At 74.0% G+C, this 22,232-nt stretch carries 15 protein-coding genes; 7 read left to right on the top strand and 8 right to left on the bottom strand.

Annotated elements, in window-relative coordinates; translation table 11 throughout:
- Positions 1-28: 28 nt before the first annotated feature.
- The 3 genes from KGD84_RS05705 to KGD84_RS05695 form a co-directional block, all read right to left on the bottom strand.
- Complete coding sequence (locus tag KGD84_RS05705) at positions 29-205, bottom strand: Trm112 family protein (RefSeq protein WP_013154764.1); 177 nt, start codon at positions 203-205, stop codon at positions 29-31.
- A 65-nt stretch (positions 206-270) separates the two neighbouring features.
- The gene (locus KGD84_RS05700; protein WP_220565047.1) at positions 271-1,623 is read right to left on the bottom strand and encodes a phosphomannomutase/phosphoglucomutase; all 1,353 of its coding nucleotides are present in this window, start codon (positions 1,621-1,623) and stop codon (positions 271-273) included.
- 118 nt (positions 1,624-1,741) lie between these two features.
- Positions 1,742-2,116: a DUF3499 domain-containing protein gene (locus KGD84_RS05695; protein ID WP_220565046.1), complete on the bottom strand. Its 375-nt coding sequence runs from the start codon at positions 2,114-2,116 to the stop codon at positions 1,742-1,744.
- A gap of 267 nt (positions 2,117-2,383) precedes the next feature.
- Between KGD84_RS05695 and KGD84_RS05690 the strand changes: the two genes are divergently transcribed.
- Positions 2,384-2,734, top strand: a complete 351-nt coding sequence (locus KGD84_RS05690; protein WP_255647077.1) for a metallopeptidase family protein — start codon at positions 2,384-2,386, stop codon at positions 2,732-2,734.
- A gap of 70 nt (positions 2,735-2,804) precedes the next feature.
- Here the strand turns inward: KGD84_RS05690 and KGD84_RS05685 are convergent, their stop codons facing one another.
- The 4 genes from KGD84_RS05685 to KGD84_RS05670 all read right to left on the bottom strand — a co-directional run bounded on the left by KGD84_RS05685 (position 2,805) and on the right by KGD84_RS05670 (position 10,082).
- Positions 2,805-4,448, bottom strand: coding sequence for a DUF5719 family protein (locus tag KGD84_RS05685; protein WP_220565044.1), 1,644 nt, complete (start codon positions 4,446-4,448; stop codon positions 2,805-2,807).
- A 3-nt stretch (positions 4,449-4,451) separates the two neighbouring features.
- Entirely contained in the window at positions 4,452-7,910 is a 3,459-nt protein-coding gene (locus tag KGD84_RS05680) for a glycosyltransferase family 2 protein (RefSeq protein ID WP_220565043.1), read from the bottom strand.
- Positions 7,911-8,233: 323 nt separating this feature from the next.
- On the bottom strand, positions 8,234-8,521 hold the full coding sequence (locus tag KGD84_RS05675; protein ID WP_211715498.1) for a WhiB family transcriptional regulator: 288 nt from the start codon (positions 8,519-8,521) through the stop codon (positions 8,234-8,236).
- 238 nt (positions 8,522-8,759) lie between these two features.
- Positions 8,760-10,082: a hypothetical protein gene (locus KGD84_RS05670; RefSeq protein WP_220565042.1), complete on the bottom strand. Its 1,323-nt coding sequence runs from the start codon at positions 10,080-10,082 to the stop codon at positions 8,760-8,762.
- A gap of 262 nt (positions 10,083-10,344) precedes the next feature.
- On the opposite strand from KGD84_RS05670, the gene cofD reads away from it, so the two are divergent.
- The 5 genes from cofD (at position 10,345) to KGD84_RS05645 (ending at position 18,316) form a co-directional block, all read left to right on the top strand.
- Positions 10,345-11,331 (top strand): 2-phospho-L-lactate transferase, encoded by a 987-nt coding sequence (gene cofD, locus KGD84_RS05665; protein WP_220565041.1) that lies wholly within the window; start codon positions 10,345-10,347, stop codon positions 11,329-11,331.
- Complete coding sequence (locus KGD84_RS05660) at positions 11,328-12,632, top strand: coenzyme F420-0:L-glutamate ligase (RefSeq protein ID WP_220565040.1); 1,305 nt, start codon at positions 11,328-11,330, stop codon at positions 12,630-12,632. Before cofD ends, KGD84_RS05660 begins: the two co-directional genes overlap by 4 nt.
- 169 nt (positions 12,633-12,801) lie before the next feature.
- Positions 12,802-14,385: a Na+/H+ antiporter gene (locus KGD84_RS05655; RefSeq protein WP_220565039.1), complete on the top strand. Its 1,584-nt coding sequence runs from the start codon at positions 12,802-12,804 to the stop codon at positions 14,383-14,385.
- Between the two features lie 163 nt (positions 14,386-14,548).
- A complete protein-coding gene (locus KGD84_RS05650; protein WP_220565038.1) occupies positions 14,549-15,808 on the top strand; it encodes a glycosyl hydrolase family 18 protein in 1,260 nt (419 codons plus the stop codon).
- A 153-nt stretch (positions 15,809-15,961) separates the two neighbouring features.
- Positions 15,962-18,316 carry a chitinase C-terminal domain-containing protein gene (locus KGD84_RS05645; protein WP_220565037.1) on the top strand — a complete coding sequence of 785 codons (2,355 nt, stop codon included), beginning with the start codon at positions 15,962-15,964 and terminating at the stop codon, positions 18,314-18,316.
- 126 nt (positions 18,317-18,442) lie between these two features.
- Here the strand turns inward: KGD84_RS05645 and KGD84_RS05640 are convergent, their stop codons facing one another.
- Positions 18,443-21,058, bottom strand: coding sequence for a bifunctional FO biosynthesis protein CofGH (locus KGD84_RS05640; protein WP_220565036.1), 2,616 nt, complete (start codon positions 21,056-21,058; stop codon positions 18,443-18,445).
- 143 nt (positions 21,059-21,201) lie between these two features.
- Between KGD84_RS05640 and KGD84_RS05635 the strand changes: the two genes are divergently transcribed.
- Positions 21,202-22,164 carry a lysylphosphatidylglycerol synthase domain-containing protein gene (locus KGD84_RS05635; RefSeq protein ID WP_255647075.1) on the top strand — a complete coding sequence of 321 codons (963 nt, stop codon included), beginning with the start codon at positions 21,202-21,204 and terminating at the stop codon, positions 22,162-22,164.
- The last annotated feature ends 68 nt before the right edge of the window (positions 22,165-22,232 follow it).

Below are 22,232 nucleotides of genomic sequence, written 5' to 3'. Positions count from 1 at the left end.
TTCGGTCCCTTCCCCGTCCGGGACACCGTCAGCCGATCTTGCGGGCCTCGTCGACCAGCAGGACGGGGATGCCGTCCCGGATCGGGTAGGCCAGACCGCTCTCGTCGCAGACCAGCTCGTCGGTCTCGGGGTCGTGGCGCAGCGGCGCCTGGCTCTGCGGGCAGGCCAGGATCTCCAGCAGCCAGCCGTCGATCTTCGTGCTCATGGTCCTCGTTCCTCGTCGTGCGGGGCGGGACGGCCGAACGTCCCACCCCTCCATCATGCCCCCTCTCAGGAGCGGACGATGGCCAGCACCTCGTCGCGCAGGGCGTCGACCGCGGCCGCGTCCGGGGCCTCGACGTTGAGCCGCAGCAGCGGCTCGGTGTTGGAGGCCCGCAGGTTGAACCAGGAGCCGTCGGGCAGCGTGACGGTCAGGCCGTCCAGCTCGTCGACCTCGGCGCCCTCGCGCCCGGCGAACGCGTCGCGCACCGCGGCCGTGCGGTCGGCGGCGTCGGCGACCTCGGAGTTGATCTCGCCCGAGGCGGCGTAGCGCGAGTACTCGGCGGTGATCTCCGACAGCGGCCGCTCGTCGGAGCCCAGCACGCGCAGGACGTGCATGGCGGCGAGCATGCCGGTGTCGGCCTTCCAGAAGTCGCGGAAGTAGTAGTGGGCGGAGTGCTCGCCGCCGAACACCGCGCCGGTCTCGGCCATGGTGGCCTTGATGTAGGAGTGGCCCACGCGGGTGCGCACCGGGACGCCGCCGTGCTCGCGGACGATCTCGGGCACGGCGTGCGAGGTGATGAGGTTGTGGATGACCGTCGCGCCGGGGTCCCGGGCCAGCTCCTGCACCGCGACCAGGGCGGTGATCGCCGAGGGCGGCACGGCGTCGCCGTTCTCGTCCACGACGAAGCAGCGGTCGGCGTCGCCGTCGAAGGCCAGGCCGATGTCCGCGCCGGTCTCACGGACCTTCTTCTGGAGGTCGACGATGTTGGCCGGGTCCAGGGGGTTGGCCGGGTGGTTGGGGAAGGTGCCGTCGAGCTCGAAGTAGAGCGGCACGATCTCCAGCGGCAGGCCCTGCTCCAGGACGGCGGGGACGGTGTGGCCGCCCATGCCGTTGCCCGCGTCCACGACGACCTTGAGCGGCCGGATCCCGGACAGGTCCACCAGGGTGCGCAGGTGGTCGGCGTACCCGGCGAGCAGGTCCTTCTCGGTGACCGTGCCGGCCGGGCCGTCGTGGGCGGGCACGCCCTCCTCGGCCAGCCGGCGGATCTCGGCCAGGCCGGTCTCGGCGCTGATGGGGGCGGCCCCGGCCCGGCACATCTTGATGCCGTTGTACTGGGCGGGGTTGTGGCTGGCGGTGAACATCGCGCCGGGCAGGTCGAGCGCGCCGGAGCCGTAGTACAGCAGGTCGGTGGAGCCCAGTCCGGCGAAGACCACGTCGACGCCCTGCGAGGTGACCCCGTCGGCGAAGGCGCGGGCCAGCTCCGGCGAGGAGGGGCGCATGTCGTGGGCGACCACGACCGCCGGTCCGCCGACGGTCCGGGCGAAGGCCGCCCCGATCGCCCGGGAGATGTCCGCGTCGAGGGTGTCGGGGATCACACCGCGTACGTCGTATGCCTTGAAGATGCCTGCGAGGTCTGCCACGTCTTCTCCGGCCGGATCGGTCCTGCTCCGAATGGTCATGCCGCACGGGCACGCCCGCGCGCGGTACCAACCTAGCAAGGGGCGCGGCGGCCCCCCGGTACGAGGGCGCGCCGGCCGCTCAGGGCCGGGGGTCCGGCCGGGAGGGGTCGGAGCGGACGACCCGCAGGTGTCCGCGGCGCATGCCGTCGGGGCCGTCGGCGTCGTCGGCCGGGCGGGCCGGCGGGCGCGCCGCCTCACGTACGGCGTCCGCGAGGGCCTCCAGGTCGTCGCTTCCGGGACCTCCGCCCACCGTCTCGACGGGGAGCCGGACGACCTCCCAGCCGCGCGGCGCCGTCAGGCGGTCGGCGTGCATGGCGCAGAGGTCGTAGCAGTGCGGTTCCACGTAGGCGGCGAGCGGTCCGAGGACGGCCGTCGAGTCGGCGTAGACGTACGTGAGCGTGAAGACGGCGGGCTGCCGGCAGGCGGTTCGGGAGCAGCGTCGAACAGGGCTCACAGCGTTCGACTGTATGCCTTTACTGAGGGACACGCCAGCATCGTTCCACGACCTGGTCTGTTTCGTGGTGTCCAACGCGATACCGGTGCCGGACGCGCGTTCCGCCGGGGCGGTTCGGGGGGCCGGCCGATCGGCGCGCCCGCGGGGCTACGCGAGGCGCCCGTGATGGCTTAGTCTCGAAGTGTGCGACGAGTGCGCCCTTCCCATGGCCAACCTGACCGAGTGCGACGCCGGGACCGCCGCGGCCGAGGCATCCGCGGTCCTCTCGTGCCCTCCGACCTGCCGGTGTTCCGCAGCCGTGCGCAGGCGTTCGACGACCTCGTGCTGGACGCGGTCGAACGCCTGGAGCGGTTGTGGGCGCGCGAACTGGCGAACGTCGACTTCCTCGTGGAGGACGTCCCACCGGTTCCGCCCCGGGGCCCCCTGACCGAGGCGATCCCCTTCTCCCGACTGGAGACCGATCCCTCGGGCCGGGCCCGCATCGTGGTGTACCGGCGTCCGCTGGAGATCCGGACCAAGGACCCGGAGGAGATGGCCCTCCTCGTCCACGAGACCGTGGTCGAGGAGGTCGCCAACCTGCTCGGCGTGGAACCGGAGTCGGTCGACCCCGAGAACTGACCGGACCGCCCGGGGCCCGGTCCCGGAGGCGGACGGTGGAGGCCGCCGCCGGGCCCCCGGCCCGCGCCGCTCAGGGCACCAGGCCCACCATCGTGTCGCGCACGACCGGCAGGGCCACCTCCACCGGCGCCGGGCGCACCGGCAGCGCGCCGAGGGCGTCGCCGTCGGCGGTGAGGATCCGGGCCGCGTACAGCGGCCCCGAGCCCTCCAGCAGGTCCAGGCGGACCGTGTAGCCGTCCGCGGGGTCGGTCCCCTCCGGTGCCGTCCAGCCCTCGCCGTCCCCGCCGAACACGGCCGTGGTGCCCGCGGCGACCTCGGTGCGGACCGCGTCGCCCTGGGTTCCGTCGGCCCCGACCGGGGTGGCCATCAGCCGGACGTCGCCCTCCGGGGCCGTGAGCACGAGCCGGGTCGTGGTGCCCTCCGGGGAGTCGGGCAGCACCGCCGTGGTGTCCAGCGGGAACGACAGCGGCGGCACGGCCGCGGTGTAGGCGGTCTCCAGGATCTCGTCGGGGTCGTCGCCGGTGGACTCGGCGGCCACCCCGGCGACCACGGGCACGTCGGACTCCACCACGACCGCGCCGGCCCGCCCGGCCAGGGCGGCGTCCAGGCTGACCCGGGCGGAGGCGGCGGGCGGGACCCGCAGCTCCAGCGGGTCGTCCGGGGTGCCCTCGGCCGCCGCGGCGTCGTCCTCGCCGTCCTCTCCGGATCCCTCCCCGGCCTGCCCGGATCCGTCGCCGGGCCCGATGACGTGGACGCGCACCCGGGCGGGCTCCTCGCCCGGGGCGGTGACGACCAGGTGGCGCCGCCCGCCGCCGCCCGGGACGCCCGGGATCACGTGCTCGCGTGCGGGGGCCGCGGTGGGCGGGACCCAGTCGGTGTGCCCCTCGACGTGCTCGGCGAGCAGCGAGGCGGCGACCCGGCCGGTGCTGGTGCGCACCTGCACGCCGATCCCGCCGATGCTCTGTGCCAGTTCGGTGATGTCCAGTTCGGTGGACTGACCGGGCAGCAGGGAGATGCCCCGGCTGTCGAGGGAGTAGGACGGCCCGCCGCTGGTGTGGATGTCCAGGCTGGCGGTGGCCCTGGAGGTCTCGGGGTTGGCGAGGTGGACGGTGATCCGCTCCAGCCGGACGCCCTCGGAGTCGCCGCCGCCGGGCAGGGCGAACCAGGTGCTCACCGAGGGCTCGGCGCAGCGCACCTCGGTGACGCCGTCGGAGGCGACGGTGATCTGGGCCGACTCCAGGCCGGAGGCGAGCGAGCCCCGGGCGTGGACGGCGGTCGGCTCGGCGGCGCCGGAGGTGTCGACCCCCCACACGCTGCCGGGTTCGGTCAGCTCCTCGCCCAGGAGCATGTCGGGGTCGGGGGCGCCGCTGGTGCCGGTGGAGGTGCTCTGCGCGTCGGAGCCGTCCCGCCCCGCCGTGCCCCCGTCCGCGTCCGTGTCCTCGTCCTCGGCGGCGGGCGGGACCGGGACGGCCCACAGGCCGCCGGTGTCGTCGCGGCTGACCCGGGGCGCGAACGCGGCGACGGAACTGTCGGCGTCCTCGTCGTGCGGTGCCGGGCAGACCCGCAGCGTGTGGGAGGGGCGGGCGGTCCCGGGGCCGGTGACGCCCAGTTCGGCGGTCACCGGCCGGACCGCCACGGCGATGCCGAACAGCGCGGCCAGGGCCAGCGCGACCAGCCCGAACAGCGCGAACCGGTTCTCCACGATCAGTCGCACGGCCTACTCCTCCCTCTCGTCACCGGCGGCACCGGTGTCGGGGACCGCGCCGTCCCGCGCGGAACCGGCCCGGCGCCGCCCCTTGCGGCGGGTGCCGCGGCGGCGGCCGCGCACCGCTCGGATCGACCCGGTGTCGGTGACGGCGAACTCGCCGGTGGCGGGCTCCCCTGTGGCGAACTCACCGGCGGGGAACTCGCCGGTGGGGGGCTCCTCCGCCTCCCCGTCCGGGGACGGCTCCCCGGCGTCGGTCCCCGGGTCGGCCCCGGGCGCGGTGCGCGCCCGGGAGCCTCGGCGGCCGCGGCGCGGTACGCGCAGCCCCGCCGGGCGGCGGGGCCGGGGGGCAGGGGTGGACTCGATGAGCCGGGCGTCCTCCTCGGTCCGCACGCCGGGGGCGGCCAGGACCGCGACGACGAGCAGCAGCACGCCCTGGGTGGCCACCCAGGCGGTGTGCACGTGGTCGGTGTGCCACACCCGGAGCTCGCCCCCCTGCGCCGGGAGCTCCCAGGCCTGGGTCCCGCCCTGCCCCTCGGCCGGGGTCAGCTCGGTGCCGCCGATGCTGGCCCGCCAGCCGTTCCCGGCGGTCTCCGCCAGGGCCAGGCGGCGCCCGGTGCCGCCCTCCTCCACCCGGGCGGTGAAGTCGTGGCCGGGCCCGCTCACCCGCAGCGGCTCCGTCTCCAGCCCGTCCTGGGAGACCACGCGCAGCCGCCCGGTGGGCTCGGCCAGCCGCCACAGGCCGTAGCGGTCGGACAGCGACTCCCGCATCAGCCCGGGGGTGCCGTCCAGCATGTCCACGATGGTGACGTCGGTGAGCGTTCCGGTCCGCGGCCGGGGGTAGAGCACGTACTGGATGCCGTGGTCGGCCAGGACGCGCAGCCGGTCTCCGCCCTGCCCGATGGCCAGTTCGGCGACGGCCCGGTCCACGGCCGCCCGGGAGGCGTCGTCGGGGCGGATGCGCTCCTCCCCCAGGCGGGGTTCGCGGCCGCGGACGACGGTGTAGCCCACACCGCCCTCGCCGTCCGGGGCGACGACGAGGGTGCGCGGCTCGGTGCCGTCGTCGCTCAGGCCGACCCCGGCGCCGACCAGGGTGCCGGGCAGGACCGGGGCGGCGCGCGAGGTGAGCGGTCCGTCCACGCCCTCCCACATCCACACGCCCGCCCCGGCCAGGGGTGTGGCGACGGCGAGGAGTGCGACGCCGACGGCGAAGGCCCTGCGCAGGCCGCCCAGGGACAGCATGGTGCGGAAGGCGCGGGCGGCGGTGGCCGCCGACAGCAGCACCGCCGTGGCCGCGAAGGTCAGCGCCACGCCGGGCCAGACCGCCGCGGGCGGTCCGCCGAAGTGGGGCTCGACCACCAGGCGGGAGGTGAGGATCGCGACGAGCAGCCCGAACACGGCCAGGGACCAGCCGGCGGCGACCAGGACGCGGTTGCGCAGGAGCAGCAGCGCGCACAGGGCGGCGGCGAGCAGCCCGGCGGTCACCCAGACCGGGGGCGCGCCGGGTCCGCCCGGGGAGAGCATGAGCAGCTGTTCGGGGGTGGCGCCCGGCTCCGACAGCTCGGGGCGGTGCAGCCCGGCCTCCAGCAGCCACTGGGAGGGGTGCAGCAGCAGGTCGAGGGTCCAGGGCATGAGCATGACCAGGGGGACGCCCAGGGCGATGCCGACGTCGGCGTACAGGCGGCGGCCCAGGTGCCCGAAGGCGGCCGCCACCAGCAGGCCGGTGACCAGTGCCAGCGGCCACACCAGGGGGACGAACGCGGTGGCGGCGGCCAGGGCCAGGCCCAGTCCCCAGGCGGCCCGCCGGGCGTGCTTGGCCGGCATGGCCACCACGCGGATGAGCAGCAGGCCCAGGACCGGCATGAGCACGTGGACCACGGCGGTGCCCAGCCGCCCCTGGGCGATCGCGCCGGTGGCGACCGGCAGCAGCGCGTAGGAGGCGGCCATCCAGACGCGGGCGGGCCGGTAGCCGAGCACCTCGCGGGCGAGCAGGTAGGCGGTGGCGCCGGCCAGGGGCACGGAGCCCAGCAGCAGTACGGAGACCGCGATCCAGGGCTTGCCGAGGGCGGCCGTGGACAGCAGGGCCAGAAGCCCGACGTAGGGCGGGACCGGGCCGTCGGAGCCCAGACCGGAGTCGGGGGCCCCGGACAGGTAGAGGTTCCACAGGTCGGCGGCGCCGCCCGCGACGGGCGGCAGGGCGCCGCCGGCCAGCAGGGGGCCGAAGAGCAGGGAGCGTTCGGCGACGAGCGCGACGACCGTCAGCGCGATGACGAGCAGCGGGCCCGGCCGCAGCACCACCCGGCGCAGGAAGCCCCCGGTGTCGGTGGGCGCCTCCTCGTCCTCGGGGGCGGGGGCGGTGGTGACGGCCTGGTGGCGGCCCGCGGTGTCGATGACCGGCTCGCCGGAGAGCACCCCGGTGAGGAAGTCCGCGAACTGGCGCGCCGCCACACCGCGCGCCAGGTAGGGCCGGATCGCGCTGTAGGTGCGGCGGCGGTCGCGCCGGCGCCGGAAGCGGGCCCGCAGCAGCTTGTCCGGCCGCAGGTAGACCAGGGTGATCGCGGCCGCCTCGTCGAGGGCGTTGGCGGGCTGCTTCATGAACAGGTACATGATCACGCGCAGCAGCGACCCGACGGAGTTGCGCAGCAGCGCGGCGAGCATGCCGCCGAAGGGCAGGTTGGCCAGCAGCACGAACACGGCGTGCCTGCGGTCCACCCGGCGCGGGTGGTTGCGGGTGGCGCCGATGGGGCGCCGCCGGCGCGCGGAGGCCTCGGCGTGGTAGGCGACGGCCTCGGTGACGATGAGGACGTGCAGCCCCGCGCCGCCCACCCGCCAGCAGAGGTCGATGTCGTCGCGGAACAGCGGCAGGGCGCGGTCGAAGCCGCCCAGGCGCTCCCACACGTCGCGGCGGACCAGCATGCCCGCGCTGGACACGGCCAGGACCTGGCGGGTTCCGTCGTGCTGGCCGTGGTCGAACTCGCGCGGCTCCAGCCCGGTCTCGCGGCGCCCCGCTCCGTCGATGGTCACGCCGGCCTCGATCAGCAGGCGGCGGTCGAACCAGTCGCGGAGCTTGGGGCCCAGGACGGCGGCGCGCGGGTCGCGGTCGGCGGCGGCGAGGAGGTGGGCGAGGGCGTCCTCCTCGGGGGCGAGGTCGTCGTGGACGAGCCAGATCCACTCGGTGGCGTCCTCGTCGAACCCGTGGACCGGCGACGTGGAGCGCGGCAGTTCGAGGGCGGCGCGCACCGCGTCGCCGTAGCCCGTGCGGGAGGGCAGGCCGATGACCGCGTCCGGCGGCAGGTACTCGCGGAGGACGTCCACGCCGCCGTCGGTGCTTCCGGTGTCGGCGGCCACGGCGCGCTGCACCGGGCGGCTCTGGGCGCGCAGCGCGGCCATGGTCTCCGGCAGCCAGCGCGCCCCGTCGTGGGACACGATGACCGCGGTCACGACGTGTCGGGCTGAGTCGAGGTCGAGCACGGCTGTGGTGGGTTCTCTCCGAGGGAAGGGGCGGGCCTCCCGGGCGCCGGGCCGAAGGGCGGGGGCGCCGGGGCGGTGGGCGTGCGGTCACGCCGGTCCCGACCACGGGTCGGGGGTGGCACGGGTGCGTGCGGGACATCACCCTACGCCACCTCACACCATTGCGTACCTATTCGCCCCCGGTCCGACGTCCGGCGACTTATCCCCCTATTCGCCATTGCGGGGCCTTGCGTGCCAAACCTCACTTTGGACCTGAACGGTCGGGAACATGAAAAAAGCGCGCCCGGGCTCGCGGCCCGGGCGCGCCTCACGCGCGCGCCCTGCTACAGCATGTCCGCCAGGAAATCGAAATCCCCTCCGGCGGCTTTCTTCAGCCTTCGGCGCTCGCGTTCGGAGAGTCCCCCCCAGATACCGAACCGCTCATCGTGTTCGAGCGCGTATTCCAGGCACTCCGCGCGCACGTCGCACGACTGACAGACCTTCTTCGCCTCCCGGGTCGAGCCGCCCTTCTCGGGGAAGAACGCCTCCGGGTCGGTCTGTGCGCACAGTGCGCGTTCCTGCCAGCCCAGATCCTCATCCGAGCCGTGCGCCAGCGGGATGACCTCGCTCATGCGCACCTCCTGTTGCCCCCCATAGATGACCCGACCCATTTCGTCCCCCGGGCCGGGCGGAATCCCACCTTGAAATTACACGTGGACGCAGTGCTACTCGTCAAGCGCCCTGCGTGGTAATCCACTGAATATCATGTAACGAAGCGCCAACGCTGCTCGGTTCATGTCCGTTCTGCGGATTACCACGCAATTCACGACGTTCCAAGGAGGCGGGGGGCTCGGGGCCCACGCGGAGGGTTCAGCGCTGGCCCTCGCCCCCGTACCAGCCCTGCTGGCCCCCGGTACCGCCCTGTCCTTGCTGGTCAGAGCCGTATCCGGAGCCCGAGCCGTACTGGTCTCCGTAGCCGGAGCCGCCCTGGTCGGTCGTCTCCGTGGCGTTGTTCTCACCGGAGTTAAAGAAAGGTTCAACTCCACTCTCGGACGGCTGCCCCTGGGCCTGCCCCTGCCCGTACCAGCCGTAGTTGATGGCGTCCTGGGCCGCCTGCTCGCCGGAGGCCGACTGCTCGCCCTGCTGCGGGGCGTACTGGGACGGGTCGTAGGCCTGGCCGTACCCCTGCTGCTGCCCCGAGGCGTCGGTGCCGTACTGCGGCTGCACCTGCGTCTGGCCGTACGGGTTCGCGTCGTACCCGGCCTGCGGCTGCTGCGCCTGGCCCGACGTGTCGGTGCCGTACTGCTGCTGGGCCTGGCCGTACTGGTTGGGGTCGTAGGCCGCCTGCTGACCGGACGCGTCGGTGCCGTACTGCGCCTGGCCGTAGGACTGCTGGGCGCCGGTGCCGTACTGCGGCTGCACCTGCGTCTGGCCGTACGGGTTCGCGTCGTACCCGGCCTGCGGCTGCTGCGCCTGGGACGCGTCGTAGGCCTGCGCCTGCTGGCCCGACGTGTCGTAGGACTGCTGCGGGGCGTAGGACTGCTGGGCGCCCGTGGCGTAGTGCTGCTGGACCTGCGCCTGGCCGTACTGGTTCGGGTCGTACGCCGCCTGCTGCTGCGCCTGGCCCGGGACGGCCTGAGCGGGGTCGGCCGCGGGCTGGCCGCCGGTCATGGTCGGGTCCTGGTAGCCGGGCTGGCCGTACGCCTGCGGGTAGCCGCCGTAGGTCTGCGCCTGCGGGGTGGCCCGCGGCACCAGGTTCGGGTCGTTGAACGCCTTGAGCAGCGCGAAGGCGAAGATGCCCAGCACCGCGCCCTGGCCCAGGGTGCTCAGGAAGCCGGCGAAGCCGAGGCTGATCGCGTCGATCTCACTGGCGGCGATGAACTCGGTGATCAGGTTGATGAGCGCGAAGAGCAGCCCCAGGCCGGAGAAGATGAGCGCGGTCAGCACGACGCCGAAGGCCGCCGGCCGGGTCCGCTCGGAGGTGAGGACCAGGAGCACCGCGGCGGCGAGCAGGACCACGACGGACAGGCCGAAGAAGTTGCCCCCCGCGCCCCCCAGCGCCGAGGCGAAGGACCCCGGGTAGCCCGATCCGGCTATCAACCGGATGAAACCCGCCAGCACACCGGCGCCGACGGCACCGATCAGGACCCACGCCGCGGGTAGGCGCAGGCGTTCCAGTGTTTCGTTGTTCAAGGGAGATTCCCCTCTGCTGCTTCGTCGCCGCCCTCGTGGGAGGAAGAGTGGCTCTGTCGTCGGGCTGTTCGGTTGGAATCGGTCGATCCCGGCCGCGGAACACGGGGACGCCGGAGGACCGGACCGTGAAAGTGGGACGGCGGCCACGGTACCGGGGTTCGGCCGAACGGCGAACCGGCGGTACCGGTACGGTCACGCCGGGGTCGCGCCCACGGTGGGGCAGACGACCCGTACATGCTTCCAGCCTGCCAGACTTGGACGCATGCGGATAGTCGTACCGGCCGGTGGTATCGGCGGAGCACGCTTCCTTCGGGGCCTGAAGGCCGCCCTGGGAATCGACTCCCCGGTCCCGGAGGAGCAGAGCACGAACGCCATCACCGTCATCGGCAACACGGGTGACGACATCACTCTGTTCGGACTGAGGATATGTCCGGATCTGGACACGGTGATGTACACCCTGGGCGGGGGTATCGACGAGGAGCGCGGCTGGGGGCGGGCCGACGAGACCTTCACGGTCAAGGAGGAGCTGGCCGCCTACGGCATGCGCCCCACCTGGTTCGGCCTGGGCGACCGGGACACCGCCACCCACATCGTGCGGTCCCAGATGCTCGCGGCGGGGTACCCGCTGTCGGCGGTCACCGAGGCGCTGTGCGACCGGTGGCGGCCCGGGGTGCGGCTGCTGCCGATGACCGACGACCAGGTCGAGACGCACGTGGTCGTCGAGGAGGACGGGCGCAGGCGCGCGATCCACTTCCAGGAGTGGTGGATCAGGCACCGGGCGGCGGTGCCCGCGCAGAGCATCGTGAGCGTGGGCGCGGAGGACGCCAAGCCCGGGCCCGGGGTGCTGGAGGCGATCGCCGAGGCCGACCTCGTGGTCCTGCCGCCGTCGAACCCGGTGGTGAGCGTGGGGTCCGTCCTGGGGATCCCCGGGATCAGGGAGGCGCTGGCCGCCAAGACCGTGGTGGGCGTCTCCCCCATCATCGGGGGCGCCCCGGTGCGCGGTATGGCCGACGCCTGCCTGGACGCGATCGGTGTGGAGACGAGCGCCGGGGCGGTCGCCGCCCACCTGGGCGCCGACCTGCTCGACGGGTGGCTGGTGGACGAGGCCGACGCCGGGACCGAGGTCGAGGGGATCGAGGTGCGCTCGCGCCCGCTGTACATGAGCGACCTCCGGACCACCGAGGCCATCGCCCGGGCCGCCCTGGACCTGGGCCGCGAGCTGGCCGGGCGCAAGGGCGGCGGCGAGTGAGCGCGGACGCGGGCACCGGTGTGCGGGTGCGCGGGCTGGCGGGCCTGCCGGAGGTGGGCGCGGGCGCCGACCTGGTCGCGCTGATCGCGGACGCCGTCGAGGCCTCGGGGGAGCCGCTGGCCGACGGCGACGTCCTGGTGGTCACCTCCAAGATCGTCGCCAAGGCCGAGGGGCGGCTGCGCCGGATGGCCAAGGAGGCCGCCGTCGACGCCGAGGCCGTGCGGGTGGTGGCCCGGGCCGGGAGGACCCGGATCGTGCAGACCCGGCACGGGCTGGTGATGGCCGCCGCCGGGGTGGACGCCTCCAACGTCGAACCCGGCACGGTGCTGCTGCTCCCCGAGGACTCCGACGCGTCGGCCCGCGCCCTGCGCGCCGGGCTGCGCGAGCGGCTGGGGGTGCGGGTGGGCGTCATCGTCTCCGACACCTTCGGGCGGCCCTGGCGGGTCGGGCAGACCGACGTGGCCATCGGCGCGGCCGGGCTGGACCCGGTGCAGGACCTCCGGGGCACGACGGACACCCACGGCAACCTCATGGAGGCGACCGTCAACGCGGTCGCCGACGAGATCGCCGCCGCCGGCGAGCTGGTCAAGGGCAAGACGAGCGGTGTGCCGGTGGCGGTGGTCAGCGGCCTGTCGGTCGTCACCGACGCGGACGGGCCGGGGGCCGCGGCGCTGGTGCGCACGGCGGACGCCGACCTGTTCCGGTACGGCTCGCGCGACGTGGTGCCCGCCCGGCGCACGGTGCGCGCGTTCACCGACGACCCGGTGGACCCCGCGGCGGTGCGCCGGGCGGTGGCGGCGGCGATCACCGCGCCCGCCCCGCACCACACGACGCCGTGGCGGTTCGTCCTGGTGGAGTCGGCGCCGGTGCGCAAGCGGCTGCTGGACGCGATGCTCCAGGCGTGGGTGGCCGACCTGCGCGGCGACGGGTTCGACGAGGACGCGATCGCCCGGCGCACCCGGCGCGGCGACGTGCTGCGGGGGGCGCCCTACCTGGTGGTGCCGTTCCTGGTGGCCGACGGGGCGCACGCCTATCCCGACGAGCGGCGGGCCGACGCCGAGCGGACCATGTTCCACGTGGCGATGGGCGCCGGGGTGCAGGGGCTGCTGGTGGGGCTGGCCGTCGAGGGGCTGGGCTCGGCCTGGATCTCCTCCACGATGTTCTGCGCCGACGTGGTGCGGGAGGTGCTGGAGGTGCCCGACCACTGGCGGCCGATGGGCGCGGTCGCGGTGGGGCACGCCGCCGAGCCGCCGCGCGAGCGGCCGCCGCGCGACCCGGAGGACTTCATCGAGGTCCGCTGAGGCCGGTCCCCGGCGCCGCGGCCGCGGGTCCCCGGCGAGCGCCGGCCCGCGGCCGCGGCGCCTCCGGGCCGCCCCGACCGGGGGCGCCCGGCGCGTCGCCGGGGGCCCGGCCGCGGTGCGGCGGGCATCCTGGGGTGCCGTACGGGGGTGCGGGCGAGGGGGCGGCGGTATGGGCGTCGAAGAGTACGTGGTCGGCACGCTGGTGGTCGTGGTGGCGGTGATCATCGGCCGGCTGATCGCCATGAGGCTGCGGATACCGGACGCGATCGTCCTGGTGGTGCTGGGCATGGCGCTGGGGCTGCTGCCCGGCGTGGACTCGCTGACGATCGCCCCCGAGATCGTGCTGCTGGTGTTCCTGCCGCCGCTGATCTACAACGCCGCGTTCTTCACCTCCCCCAAGGACTTCCGGGAGCTGCTCCGGCCGATCGTGGTCATGGCGGTCGGGGTGACCCTGGTGACGGCGCTGGGGCTGGCCGCGGTCGTCTACTTCCTCATCCCGGCGGTGGGCTGGCCCGCGGCGATCGCCCTGGGGGCGGCGATCGCGCCGACGGACGCGGTGGCGGCGTCCGCGATCCTCAAGCGGGTGGGCACGCCCCGGCGGGTGCTGACGATCCTGGAGGGCGAGTCGCTGATCAACGACGCGGTCGCGCTCACCCTGTTCAGCCTGGCGCTGACGGCGATGTCGCATCCGCTGACCCCGGCCGAGGGCGTCCTGGAGCTGGCGAAGGTCGTGGTGGGCGGGCTGGCGTTCGGCGCGCTGGTGGCGTGGCTGGTGGCCTGGTCGCGCAGGCTGATCGAGGACTCCTCCGTCCAGCTGATGATCGTGCTGATCACCCCGTTCGCGGCCTACGTCCCCTCGGAGATGCTGGGCTTCTCGGGGGTGCTGTCGGCGGCGCTGGCCGGGATCGTGCTGGGCACCCGGGGCGAGGGCCTGCTGCCGCCGAAGGTGCGGGTGACCGCGCAGACGCTGTGGCAGACCCTGGTGGCGGTGCTGGAGTCCATGCTGTTCGTGCTGCTGGGCCTGCAGCTGGACGCGGTGATCACAGCCGTCCGCGAGCACTACTCGTTCCCGCGGCTGGTGCTGGTGGCGCTGCTGGTGACGGTCACGGCGGTAGTCCTGCGGATGGGGCTGATGATGGCGGTGATCCCGCTGCAACGGGTGATCCCCTTCCTCAACCTGGAGGTGTCGTCCTTCCGGGAGAGGGTCGTCATCGGGTGGAGCGGGATGCGCGGCGCCGTGTCGCTGGCGATCGCGCTGTCGCTGCCCGCGACCGTCGGGGGCGAGCCGTTCACCGAGCGCGGGGGGCTGATCTTCGTCGCCGGGGTGGTGGTGATGGGCACGCTGATGGGCCAGGGGCTCAGCCTGCCCCTGGTGCTGCGCAGGCTGGGGGTGGGCGGCGGGGACTCCCACCGGAAGGAGTTCCTGATCGCCGACCACGCGATGAGCTGCGCGGCGCTGAGCAAGGTGGACGAGCTCCAGACCTCCGGGGAGGTCGACGCCGGGACCGCGGAGTCGCTGCGGAGCGCGTACTCCCGGCGGGTGGGCGAGGTGCAGGCGCTGCTGGACGAGGACGACTCGGCGTTCGAGCGGGCGGAGAGCGTCAAGGCCGTGCACGCGCAGATCCTGGACGCCCGCCGCGACACCCTGAGGGCGCTCTACCGGGAAGGGCGCATCGACCACGCGGTCTTCCAGTCGCTCAGCAGGGACATGGACCTCGGCGAGAGCAAGGGCGGGCCGTTCCAGAGCGGGTGAATTCCAGGCGGACGAATGGAGTCCCTTTCGGTACCGGGCCCCGAAGAAAACTGAAAGCTTTCCTTCCCATTGCATTGACGCGCAGGTAAGGCAACTCTAAGGTTTCTTAACAATTCAATCCCCCGACCTTCGTCACCCGCTCGACGGAAGGAACCCCCCGACCATGAACCGTCACCGAAGCCGTTCCCCCCGGGCGAAAGCCCTGGTGGCCGGGGCTTTCGCGCTCCTGACCGCCGCCTTCGCCATCGGCGCCGCCCAGCTCCCCGCAGGCCCCACCGAGGCCGAGACCGTGGCCGCAGAGGAGGCCGCCGTGCAGGCGAACGGGCAGTGGCTGACCGGCTACTGGCACAACTTCGACAACGGCTCCACCGTCATGCCGCTGTCGGAGATCCCCTCCGAGTACAACCTCGTCGCCGTCGCCTTCGCCGACAACCACCCGAGCCTCCCCGGCGGCATCACGTTCAACCTGGCCAGCGGCGAACTGGACGGGTACACCGACGCGCAGTTCCGCGCCGACATCGCGGCCATCCAGGCCCAGGGCCGCAAGGTGATCATCTCCGTCGGCGGCGAGCGCGGGAACGTGATCGTCTCCAACCCGACCCAGGCGCAGAACTTCGCCGACACCACGTACGCGCTGATGCAGGACTACGGGTTCGACGGCGTCGACATCGACCTCGAGCACGGCATCAACGCCCAGTACATGACGGACGCGCTGCGCGACCTGCACGGCCAGGCCGGGAACGACCTGATCATCACGATGGCGCCGCAGACGATCGACTTCCAGGCCCCCACCATGGGGTACTACCAGCTGGCGTCGAACATCTCCGACATCCTCACCATCGTCAACATGCAGTACTACAACTCCGGCACGATGATGGGCTGCGACCAGAAGGTCTACTCCCAGGGCACGCCCGACTTCGTCGCCGCCCTGGCCTGCATCCAGCTGGAGATGGGCCTGGCCCCGAGCCAGGTCGGCCTGGGGCTGCCGGCCACGCCCCGCGCCGCCGGCGGCGGGCACATGGCCCCGAGCCAGGTCGTCCGCGCCCTCGACTGCCTGGAGGCCGGGACCAACTGCGGCAGCTTCTCCCCCGCCACCCCGTACGGCCCCATCGGCGGCGTGATGACCTGGTCCATCAACTGGGACGCCACCAACGGCTACGCGTTCGCGAACACCATCTCCGACCGCCTGGCACAGGGCCCCGGGACCGGGCCCACCAACCCGCCGACGGACCCGCCCACCGACCCGCCGACGAACCCGCCCGGCGACTGCACCGCCCCCGCCTGGGCCTCCGGCACCGTCTACAACGGCGGCAACGTGGTCTCCCACAACGGCTCCGAATGGCGAGCCCAGTGGTGGACGCAGGGCGAGGAGCCCGGCACCACCGGCGAATGGGGCGTCTGGCGCCTCGTCGGCGCCTGCTGACCCGCCCCTGATCGGGCCGCCCGGCGCAGAACGCCGGGCGGCCCGCATGCCCCTTCCCCTCCCCCGCTCCCCCCGGCCACCGGCCGGCGGGGTCCTCTGCCGTGCCCTCGGACGGGTCCGGCGCATCCCCCGAGATCCCGAGGAAGGTCCCCCATGCCCGAAACCCGACCCCGCGGCGGCCCCGCCCGCCGGTTCGGCTCCGCCCTGGCGGCGCTGACCCTGGCGGCGGGAGCGCTGTTCACCCCCGCGGTCGCCCAGGCCGCAACGGTCGCGCCCACCGCCCCGGCCGCTCCGGCCGAGGTGTCCGCCTCCTCCGACGCCGAGTGCCGCCCCGACGGGCTGTACCCCACCCCCGGCGTGGACGTCCCCTACTGCGACGTCTACGACACCGACGGCCGCGAGAAGCTCCCCAACGACCTGGACCGCCGGGTCATCGGGTACTTCACCAGCTGGCGCAACGGCGCCAACGGGCAGCCCGAGTACCTCGCCGACGACATCCCCTGGGACCGGATCTCCCACATCAACTACGCCTTCGCGCACGTGGGCCCGGACAACCGGGTCTCCGTGGGCGCCGACACCCCCGACAACCCGGCCACCGGGATGACCTGGGAGGGGCTGGAGCCCGACCCGGAGTTCGACTACCAGGGGCACTTCAACCTGCTCAACAGCTTCAAGAAGGAGCACCCCGGGGTGAAGACCCTGGTGGCGGTCGGCGGCTGGGCCGAGACCGGCGGGTACTTCGACGCGGACGGCGAGCGGGTGGCCAGCGGCGGGTTCTACTCGATGACCACGACTCCCACCGGGGTCAACCACGAGGGCATCGAGACGTTCGCGGACTCGGCCGTGGAGTTCGTGCGCGAGTACGGGTTCGACGGGCTGGACATCGACTACGAGTACGCCACCTCCAACAACGGCGCGGGCAGCCCGGACGACTTCTGGATCTCCGACGCCCGGCGCGGCCTCCTGTGGGAGGGCTATGAGGAGCTGATGCGCGTCCTGCGCGAGAAGCTCGACGAGGCGTCCGCCCAGGACGGCACGTACTACCAGCTGACCGCAGCGGTGCCCGCCTCCGGTTGGCTGCTGCGCGGCCAGGAGGTGCACCAGGTCGTGCAGTACCTCGACTTCGTCAACATGATGACCTACGACCTGCACGGCACCTGGAACCACTTCGTCGGCCACAACGGCGCGCTGTACGACAGCGGCCTGGACCCCGAGCTGAGCGCGGTGTACGGGGCCTACAACGGCATCGGCTACCTCAACGCCGACTGGGCCCACCACTACTTCCGGGGCGCGATGCAGGCGGGCCGGATCAACCTGGGGGTGCCGTTCTACACACGCGGCTGGACGGACGTGCAGGGCGGCACGAACGGGCTGTGGGGGACCTCGGCGCTGCCGGACCAGACGCAGTGCCCGCCCGGCACCGGCGTCAACACCCCCTGCGGCAACGGGGCCGGCGGCATCGACAACCTGTGGCACGACAGCGACCCGGTGACCGGCGGGGAGATCCCGGCGGGCGCGAACCCGATCTGGCACGTCCTCAACCTGGAGGACGGCGTGGTCGGGGACTACGTGGACGACTACGGGGTGGACGGCACCCTCGAGGGCACCTACGTGCGGCACTGGGACGACGTCACGAAGAACGAGTGGTGGTGGAACGCGCAGACCCGCACGTTCCTGACCGGTGACGCCGAACAGACCATCCGGACCAAGGCCGACTACGTGGCCGACACCGGCCTGGGCGGCGTCATGATCTGGGAGATGGCGGGCGACTACTCCTACAACACCGCCGCGGGCCAGTACGAGATGGGCGACACCCTCATCACGTCGCTGCACGAGACCCTGAGCAACGCCGGGCCGTACGGCGCGCTCAAGGCCGAGACCGAGGCCCCGGCCGAGGTCCTGGACGTGGACGTGGACTTCGGGGAATTCGCGCTGGGCGACAACAACTACCCCATCAACCCCAAGGTCACCATCACCAACAACTCGGCGGCCGAGATCCCCGGCGGGTCCAAGATCACCTTCGACTACGGCACCTCCGCCCCGGGCAACATGGGCGACCAGTCCGGCCTGGGGCTCACCCACCTCCAGATCGGGCACGACCGGGCGAACAACGTCGGCGGCCTGGACGGGGACTTCCACCGGGCGCAGATCACCGTGCCGGGCTGGCAGTCGATCCCGGCGGGCGGGACGTTCTCGTTCGACCTCAGCTGGCGGCTGCCCATCGCGCAGCCCTCCAACTGGCGGATCGAGGTGGGCGGCACCGAGTACGCCATCACCTACGACCACCCGCGCAAGGGCACCGTGGTGGAGGGCCCCGGCGGCGGGGACCCCGGCGGCGGCGAGCCGGGCGACTGCACCGCCCCCGCCTGGGCCTCCGGCACCGTCTACAACGGCGGCGACGTGGTCTCCCACAACGGCTCCGAATGGCGCGCCCAGTGGTGGACCCAGGGCGACGAGCCGGGCACCACCGGCGAATGGGGCGTCTGGCGCCTCGTCGGCGCCTGCTGACCCCGGGCCGCGCGCGGGGGCCCGTCCCCCCACCCGCTCCGCGCGGCCCCGCATGAGAAGGGGCGGGAGCGCCGTTCCCCCGGCGCTCCCGCCCCTCCCTGCTTCTCCGGGGGCGCGTGCGGGTTCTCAGACGAGGGGGAGGGAGCGGCGGAGGATGCTCGGGGCGACGCCGTCGCTGGCCTCGGCGACGGCGCGGCGCTCCTCGGGGACCTCGCCGTAGAGGGTGGTGCGCTGGCGCAGCGGGCGGCCGGTGGGCCCGACCAGCGCGCGGATGTCGGTGATGGTCTTGTACGAGCCCTGGTCCGAGCCCGCCATCCGGCTGATCGTCTCCTCCATCAGGGTGCCGCCCACGTCGTTGACCCCGCCGCGCAGCAGCAGGCGGCAGGTGTCCTCGGCGAGCTTCACCCACGAGCACTGGATGTTGTCGATCGCCCCGTGCAGCAGCAGGCGGGCCAGCGCGTGCACCGCCCGGTTCTCCCGGACGGTGGGGCCGGTGCGGGCCAGGCCGGCCAGGTAGATGGGCGCGCTGGTGTGCACGAACGGCAGCGGCACGAACTCGGTGAACCCCGGCCGCCCGTTGCGCTCCAGGGAGCGCTCCTGGAGCGAGCGCAGCAGCTTGATGTGCGCCACCCAGTGGCGGGGCGAGTCCACGTGCCCGTACATCATCGTCGACGTGGTGGGGATGCCCAGGTCGTGCGCGGTGGTGATGACCTCGATCCACTCGCTCGCCGGGAGCTTGCCCTTGGTGAGGACCCAGCGGATCTCGTCGTCGAGGATCTCCGCCGCGGTGCCCGGGATCGACCCGAGCCCCGCGTCGCGGGCCCGGGTGAGCCACTCGCGGACGGGCAGGTTCGTGCGCGCCGCGCCGTTGACCACCTCCATCGGGCTGAACGCGTGGACGTGCATGCCCGGGACGCGCTCGCGGACGGCGGCGGCGATGTCGAAGTAGGCGGTGCCCGGCAGGTCGGGGTGGATGCCGCCCTGCATGCACACCTCGGTGGCGCCCGCGTTCCACGCCTCCTCGGCCCGGTCGGCCACCTGGTCCAGGGACAGGGTGTAGGCGTCGGCGTCGGTGCGGCGCTGCGCGAACGCGCAGAACCGGCAGCCGGTGTAGCAGACGTTGGTGAAGTTGATGTTCCGGGTGACCACGAACGTGACGTCGTCGCCGACCGCGTCGCGGCGCAGCCCGTCGGCCAGCTCCGCCAGGGCCTCCAGCTCGGGCCCGTCGGTGTGCAGCAGGGCCAGGGCGTGGGCGTCGGAGAGCCCGGCGGGGTCCTTCTCCGCGGCGCGCAGGGCGTCGGCGACCTCCGGGTCGAACCGGCGGGGCACCGCGCCCTCGCGGTCGACGCCCTCGCGCAGGGACTCCCAGTCGCCGTACACCGAGTCGAAGTCGCCGCGCCGGTCGCCGGTGCGGCCCTCGGTGTCCACCGCGGTGTGCAGGTCGGTGCGCCCGGTGTCGGCCAGCACGGCCTCGGGCTCCTGCCAGGGGCGGCCCACCACGGGGGCGTCCTCGCGGGCCAGGCCGGTCTCGGGGTCCGCCAGGGCCTCGACGTGCGCCCGCAGCCGCGGGTCGAGCCACGGCTCGCCGGCCAGGACGTACTCCGGGTACGCGGTGAGCCGTTCCCTGAGCTCGAACCCCTGGGCGGCGGTGCGGGCGGCCAGGTCGTCGATCTGCGGCCAGGGCCGCTCCGGGTTCACGTGGTCGGCGGTGAGCGGGGAGACGCCACCCCAGTCGTCGATGCCCGCGCGGAGCATGAGGGCGTACTCGTCGCGGCCGCCGTCCTGCCCGCCGATGAGGTTGGGCGGGGCCTGGATGTGCGCCCTGGGCCCCATGACCAGGCGGGTGACGGCGATGGTGGCGGCCATCTCGTCGATCTCGGCGTCGGCCCGGTGCATCATCGCGGTGTCCGGCTTGGCGCGGAAGTTCTGGACGATGACCTCCTGGATCCCGCCGTGGCGGCGGGCGACGGAGCGCATCGCGAAGATGGACTCGGCCCGGTCGGCGAACGTCTCCCCGATGCCCAGCAGGATCCCGGTCGTGAAGGGGACGCTGGTGCGGCCCGCGTCCTCCAGGGCGCGCAGGCGCACGGCCGGGTCCTTGTCGGGGCTGCCGTAGTGGGGCTGCCCCTTCTCCTCGAACAGCCGCCGGGAGGTGGTCTCCAGCATCATGCCCATGGACGGGGCGACGGGCTTGAGGCGCTGGAAGTCGGCCCAGGTGAGCACGCCCGGGTTGAGGTGGGGCAGCAGCCCGGTCTCCTCCAGGATCATGATGGAGACGGCGCGCACGTAGGACAGGGTGTCGTCGTAGCCGTGGGCGTCGAGCCACTCGGCGGCCTGCCTCCACCGGTCCTCGGGGCGGTCCCCCAGGGTGATGAGGGCCTCCTTGCAGCCCATCGCGGCGCCCCGGCGGGCGATGTCGAGGACCTCGTCGGGGGACATGAACGGCGATTCCAGGCGGCCGGGCACGGTCGCGAAGGTGCAGTAGTGGCAGCGGTCCCGGCACAGGCGGGTGAGGGGGACGAACACCTTGCGGCTGTAGGTCACCACACCGGGCCGGCCGGCCGCCTCCAGGCCCGCGTCGCGCACCCGGGAGGCGTATCCCAGGAGGGTCTCCAGGTCCTCGCCGCGCGCGTGCAGCAGGACCTCCGCCTCGGCGGCGTCCAGGGTCTTGCCGTCGCGGGCGCGGGCCAGGGCGCGGCGCACGGCGGACGGCGTGGGGGCGGGTTCGTTCGCACCGGTCATAAGCCGCACCCTACGCCCCGGCGGTTCCGTCCCGGTGAACCGCACCGGCCCTCGACGGGGCCGCGCGGCCGGAGGGCGCCGTGGTCCGGCGGGCACCGCCCGGGGCGTAGGGTCGGCGCAGGACGGAGATGAGGAGGGACCGCGTGCTCGCTCGACTGCGCCGCGACCCCTGGGTGCGATCGGCGCTGGTGGTCCTGCTGTGCGCGTGCGCCGCGTGGGCGCTGCACGGGCACTGGGAGCAGGCGCGCGACGCCGCGCTGTCCCTTCCGCTGTGGACGCTGCCGCTGGCGGTGCTGGCCGGGATGGCCGGGCTGACCGCGCAGATGATGGCCTGGCGCGCGCTGCTGGCCGGGCTGGGCTCGCCGCTGCCGGTGCCGGTGGCGGCGCGGGTGATGTTCGTGGGCCAGCTGGGCAAGTACCTGCCGGGCTCGGTGTGGGCGTTCGTGGCCCAGGTGGAGCTGGCCCGCGACCGCGAGGTGCCCCGGGTCCGGGGCACGGCGGCGACCCTGCTCGCGGTGGGGGTGACGGTGGCCGCGGGGCTCGCGGTGGCCGCGGTGGCGCTGCCGCTGTCCTCGGCGGAGGCCGCCCGGACGTGGTGGTGGGCGCTGGCCCTGGCCCCGCTGCTGCTGGCCGGGCTGCACCCGCGCGTGGTGCGGTGGGGGGTGCGCCTGGCGGCGCGCCCGTTCGCCCGGTTCCGGGAGGTCGCCGAGGCCGGCCCGCTGGACATCGGCGGCCGGGCGATGGCGGCGACGCTGGGGTGGACCCTGGCGGCGTGGGTACCGCTGGGCCTGCACCTGTGGGTGCTCGTGTGGGCGGTGGGCGGCGACCCCCGGGGGGCGCTGGCCCCGGCCGTGGGGGCGTACGCGCTGGCGTGGACGCTGGGCCTGCTGGTGGTGTTCGCCCCGGCCGGGCTGGGCGTGCGCGAGGCGGTGCTGGTGGTGGCCCTGGCCCCGGTCGTGGACGCCGGGGCGGCGCTGGTCGCGGCGGTGCTGTCACGGCTGGTCATGACGGCCGCCGACGTCGCGTGGGCGGGGCTGTCGGTGCCGCTGTCCCGGCTCGGGGACCGCTCGGCGGACGCGGACGGGCCGCGGTCCGGACCGGCGTGAACCCCCTCGGGGGGATCGGGCTAACACGGGTAGAAGCACGTTCCCGACGTCCCCACGGATTGGACCCC

The sequence above is a fragment of the Nocardiopsis changdeensis genome (genome assembly GCF_018316655.1).
GTDB classification, from domain to species: domain Bacteria; phylum Actinomycetota; class Actinomycetes; order Streptosporangiales; family Streptosporangiaceae; genus Nocardiopsis; species Nocardiopsis changdeensis.
Note: the sequence above shows the minus strand (reverse complement) of the source record. Positions and strands in the feature narration are given on the sequence as shown.

Bases quoted from the DNA above. Each gene is read 5' to 3' on its own strand.
- KGD84_RS05705 (WP_013154764.1), bottom strand. From the start codon at position 205: ATGAGCACGAAGATCGACGGCTGGCTGCTGGAGATCCTGGCCTGCCCG.
- KGD84_RS05675 (WP_211715498.1), bottom strand. From the start codon at position 8,521: ATGAGCGAGGTCATCCCGCTGGCGCACGGCTCGGATGAGGATCTGGGC.
- cofD (WP_220565041.1), top strand. From the start codon at position 10,345: ATGCGGATAGTCGTACCGGCCGGTGGTATCGGCGGAGCACGCTTCCTT.
- KGD84_RS05655 (WP_220565039.1), top strand. From the start codon at position 12,802: ATGGGCGTCGAAGAGTACGTGGTCGGCACGCTGGTGGTCGTGGTGGCG.
- KGD84_RS05650 (WP_220565038.1), top strand. From the start codon at position 14,549: ATGAACCGTCACCGAAGCCGTTCCCCCCGGGCGAAAGCCCTGGTGGCC.
- KGD84_RS05645 (WP_220565037.1), top strand. From the start codon at position 15,962: ATGCCCGAAACCCGACCCCGCGGCGGCCCCGCCCGCCGGTTCGGCTCC.
- KGD84_RS05640 (WP_220565036.1), bottom strand. From the start codon at position 21,058: ATGACCGGTGCGAACGAACCCGCCCCCACGCCGTCCGCCGTGCGCCGC.